A 4,488-nucleotide genomic window follows, 5' to 3' on the forward strand; every position below is an offset into this window, starting at 1 on the left:
TATGACTGATAAAATGTACACTATGAAATTCGAATCTAACCAAATCGAAAATTCATTGGGTAAGAACCAAGTTATGAGATTGACAGATTTGTTCGAAAATATTGAAAAGGACGAAAATGAACTCGTGTTAGAATTCAGATCCGACAATGGAAAAATGACTCAAAAAAGGATCAAATTGAAATAAAAACCTGGCATAACAATCGGGATTTATCATAGTGCGACAGTGGTTAAGGCAAGTTTTTTCACGCGTCCTTACTTTTCCCAATGAATTTTTTCAATCCAAAATTTAGGTGAATGGATTGGATTTATAGGTTTTTAGTTATATGTCTAGGAAAGTGGAAAATGGCTACAAATTTGATGTTTCAATCTATGATAAGATAAGCAACGCTGAATTTCTAGACCACATCAATAGAGTGGGTAAGGAAATTTACAAAAGAGAGCAACACATCCATAACCTTGTTTAAGGATCGAGTGGGCTTACCGTCGCGACGGGGCGAAGCGGATCAATGACAGCGGACGGGAACTGACTCCGCCTTTAATGGCTTAGAATCCTAAATCCTCCCGCGGGAAGGAGGTAAATCAACTTTCGAAAGTTTGTAATCAGCTCTTTCCAAATATCCCCTGCGTTCTTTTTGACGGGAAATCGTGAGTGATTCACCGCTGCCTGAGCCTCGCGTAGCGCCCAAAAGCAGCTGAGAATTAGTCTGAAAAACTTCTATCCCCTTTTTCTCCTATAAGAATCGGGAGTACATCCTGAGAATTTCTTGAATATTCTCGAAAAATAGGGGATACTATTGAAGCCGGTAAGCTCAACAATTTCTTTTTGGGGGAGATTGGTGGAAAGCAGAAGAAACTTTGCTTTTTCAAGTCGCTTTTGCAAAATATAATCTCCGGGTGAAAAACCCACGATTGACCTAAATAACCTCGAAAAATGGTCTTTCGAAAAGCATGCGATATCTGCAAGCTCCTTTACCTTGATAGGCCTGTTGATATTGACCTGCACATGCAATAAAATCTTGTCAAGATTGTGCCGCAGCATATCATTCAGATTGCTGCCATCTACGATTTCGGTATATCTTGAGAAAATTTGCGACAAAATCCCGACCGTTTCGAGATGGCTACTCGCTGTGCGGAACACTGTCTTTTTGTTCAACCATAATTTTTTCTGGTACACGTTTGGGTCGTGATGGGGAAGTTCCAGATCAGGATTGATGCCCAATAGCCGTTGGAAAAGTAAAGAATCCAGTTCGTTTGCCTTCACTTTATGAACAACAGAATAAAACAGATAAGGGCTTAATCCACTGGGATGATCAATACTAAAATGCACATAGAAATGGGAAAGACCTTTTTGGAAAAAATAGGAGCAGGATACAAAGCTTGGGATAAGGTAAACATAGCCCGGCTCTAAGGAAACAACCGAACCCCCGATTTCCAAAGAACCACTTCCTTCATTGATTAGGTATATTCTTGAAAACGGACTGATCACCTCCTTATACTCCTCATCTTTATCAAATCTCAAAAGTGCAATATTCCGGAGCTGAAAGCTGAATAAGTTATTGGCTGTGTCAATATTCATTTGTTTGAATTTTCGATATTTCACATAAACGAGGTCGATTACCAATCGAAAAGATTTGATCACTAAGTCGTAATAGTATAAATCTTTACATCAAATGTATAAAAAGTAAATGGTATGGAAATTTACTTTTGTATATCACGTCGCTTCTGTAACAAGGTACAGGGAACATCCAAGTTTGAATGGTGGAGCCGAGGGCTTTTCTCCGGTGAATTGGCGGTATACACCATTCAAAACAAGAGAATGGAAAATCCAGATAATCGGATAAAGTATCCTTTAAGTATTTGGCATAGATAGAGGCACAAACATGCTTCAAATTCAGTTTGGAGCCATGCATTGATACAATAGACCAAGATTCGAACATGACAATAAACCCAAAATTGCTCTTATATATTTTCGTCGTGCTGATATGCTGTATTTCCTGCAAACCAGCCATCCAAAATGACCCAATCTTCCCTGAAGATCATGCGGAGAAGCTCGAGTGGTGGAAAGACGCACGCTTTGGGATGTTCATCCACTGGGGGCCTGTGACTGAGGTCGGGACGGAGATTGGCTGGTCGCGAGGACTTGAAGTACCGATTCCGACATACGACTCGCTTTACCTTCGGTTCAACCCGGTGAATTTTAATGCAGAAGAATGGGTGCTTCTTGCCAAAGCTGCGGGCATGAAATACATGGTCTTTACCTCCAAGCACCACGACGGTTTTTCCAACTGGGATACCCGTTACAACGACTACAACATCATGAACACACCCTTTGGTCGTGATGTCATGGCCGAACTCGCCGCAGCCTGCAAAAAACATGGTATGCCTCTGGCCTTCTACCACTCCACCTGTGACTGGCATCACCCCGATTTTCCCTTGACGAGTCCTGGAGGCACTGTAGTCCGTGAAACATCCAATATTGACAGGTACACGGAATACCTAAAAAACCAATCGGTAGAGATCATCGAAAAGTACGGTCCACTGTTGCTGATGTGGTATGATGTCCCACAGCAGTTTGATTCGATCAGGGGACAAAGTGTAATCGACCGGATTAGACAAGTGCAACCCGGAATTCTTGTAAACAACAGAACAGGGGCAAAAGGAGATTTTGACACTCCGGAACAGCGGGTGGGGAATTTTCAGATCGACCGACCTTGGGAAACCTGCATGACCATCGCTACCCAATGGGCATGGAAGCCAAACGATGAGGTAAAGTCATTGGAACAGTGCCTGCAAACGCTTGTCCGCTCCGCGGGAGGCGACGGCAATCTCTTGTTGAATATCGGCCCCAAGGCGGATGGCTCAATAGAACCCCTGCAGGTGGAGCGGCTGCAGGAAATCGGCGACTGGATGAAAAAATATGGCTTTTCCATTTACGGTACACGGGGTGGTCCATTTAAGCCGACAGATTGGGGCGTGAGCACGAGGAAAGCAAATATGGCCTATCTGCATGTGTTGCAGTGGAACGGAAATTCCACCAAAATCGAGATTCCCGACCTGGGGATTGATCTCAAATCATGCAAACTTTCAGATGGCGGCAATTTGCGGCTGAAAAAGGAAAAATCGGGTTATTCTATTGAATTGGACATTCTGGAAATACGTCCTCTCCATACGATCATCGAACTGGAATATGAAAGCGACATCATGGCCGTCGATCCAATCGACATCAGTGCCAATTCCCTTTCCTACAAAAAACCGGTTACTGCATCCTCCAACCTTGATGGACATTGGTCAAATTTCCAATGGGTGGAGTTGAGCTCCATCACAAACGGAGACTGGGCAGGGTCGTTTTGGGAGCCGGAGACCACAGACCAGAATCCTTGGATTGAAATTGACTTGGGTGAAGCTAAAAGTATCAAAAAGGCAATTCTATATGAACGAGGCACCTCCATCAAGGCCTATGAAATCCATATACTGGGGGGCGAAAATTGGGTAAAAATCCATCAAGGGTCATCGATCGGGGAAAAGTCGGAAATCAACCTTCCGGAAGTGAGCTCCAAAAAGGTGAAACTGACAATCACGGATTTTGAGGGCATTCCTGGAATCTACGAAGTCGCTTTGTTCAATTAAAATTCAAAAAATCCGATAGGCCAAACCCAATCGCTGTAGAAATCGATCGTCCCGTAAGCTTTGAAACCAAACTATGTAATAACCCATCCAAGCCAAACCTGCATCAGTCCTGATATCAATCCAATACAAGGGCTGCATCGATTGGCCCTTTTCCCAAAAACCATGAAAAACAAAAAGCATCGTTTTCTGATTATCTGTGCCGCTATCGTTTGGCTTTTTTCAACTTTTACGATTACACAAGCACAAATTTTAGATCCGGTAAAATGGAAAACGTCAGTAAAACAATTATCAGACAATGAGTTTGAATTAATTATGGATGCAACCATTGAAAAGGAATGGCATATATATTCTCAATTTACACCAGAAGGAGGAGCCTTGCCCGCTTTTTTTGATTATAAAAATGCCAAAGGAAATTTTACTTTAGTCGGGAAAACAAAAGAAAGTCCGTACAAAAAAGTATTCAACGATATTTTTGAAGTTGATGAATATTATTTTGCAGAAACAGCTCAATTTAAGCAAGTTATAAAAGTTTCAAATTCAAATTTAAAGGAAGTAAAAGTATATTTAGAATACCAAGCATGTAAAGAACAATGTATTCAACAAGATAAAGTTTTTACGTTTAAATTACCAAAAAATCAAGTAGAAGAAGACAAAAATTTTGTAGAGGGAGCTATATCTCCAATTGATACAACCGAAGTTAATTCTTTAAAAAACCTTTCAAATCAAGAAAGTTTAATATCTAAAAGTGTTATAAAGAATGAACCTAAAGAAGAATTAAAAGAAGAAGAAATTAGTCTATGGATTTTATTTTTAGGAACTTTATTAGCAGGTATATTGGTAACATTTACCCCATGTGTTTTT

At 41.0% G+C, this 4,488-nt stretch carries 5 protein-coding genes; 3 read left to right on the forward strand and 2 right to left on the reverse strand.

Going from position 1 to position 4,488, the window contains the following annotated elements; translation table 11 throughout:
* A partial coding sequence (locus ACZFYI_RS16245) for a hypothetical protein (protein WP_462525179.1) occupies positions 1-184 on the forward strand: 184 nt, incomplete at its 5' end.
* 531 nt (positions 185-715) lie between these two features.
* On the opposite strand, the gene ACZFYI_RS16250 is transcribed toward ACZFYI_RS16245, so the two are convergent.
* Positions 716-1,576 carry an AraC family transcriptional regulator gene (locus ACZFYI_RS16250; protein WP_462525180.1) on the reverse strand — a complete coding sequence of 287 codons (861 nt, stop codon included), beginning with the start codon at positions 1,574-1,576 and terminating at the stop codon, positions 716-718.
* A 377-nt stretch (positions 1,577-1,953) separates the two neighbouring features.
* On the opposite strand from ACZFYI_RS16250, the gene ACZFYI_RS16255 reads away from it, so the two are divergent.
* Positions 1,954-3,627, forward strand: a complete 1,674-nt coding sequence (locus ACZFYI_RS16255) for an alpha-L-fucosidase (protein ID WP_462525181.1) — start codon at positions 1,954-1,956, stop codon at positions 3,625-3,627.
* A gap of 3 nt (positions 3,628-3,630) precedes the next feature.
* Here the strand turns inward: ACZFYI_RS16255 and ACZFYI_RS16260 are convergent, their stop codons facing one another.
* The gene (locus ACZFYI_RS16260) at positions 3,631-3,765 is read right to left on the reverse strand and encodes a hypothetical protein (protein ID WP_462525182.1); all 135 of its coding nucleotides are present in this window, start codon (positions 3,763-3,765) and stop codon (positions 3,631-3,633) included.
* Positions 3,766-3,789: 24 nt separating this feature from the next.
* On the opposite strand from ACZFYI_RS16260, the gene ACZFYI_RS16265 reads away from it, so the two are divergent.
* Positions 3,790-4,488, forward strand: a 699-nt coding sequence (locus ACZFYI_RS16265) for a protein-disulfide reductase DsbD domain-containing protein (protein WP_462525183.1), incomplete at its 3' end; no start/stop codon positions are given.

It is taken from the genome of Aquiflexum sp., assembly GCF_977115555.1.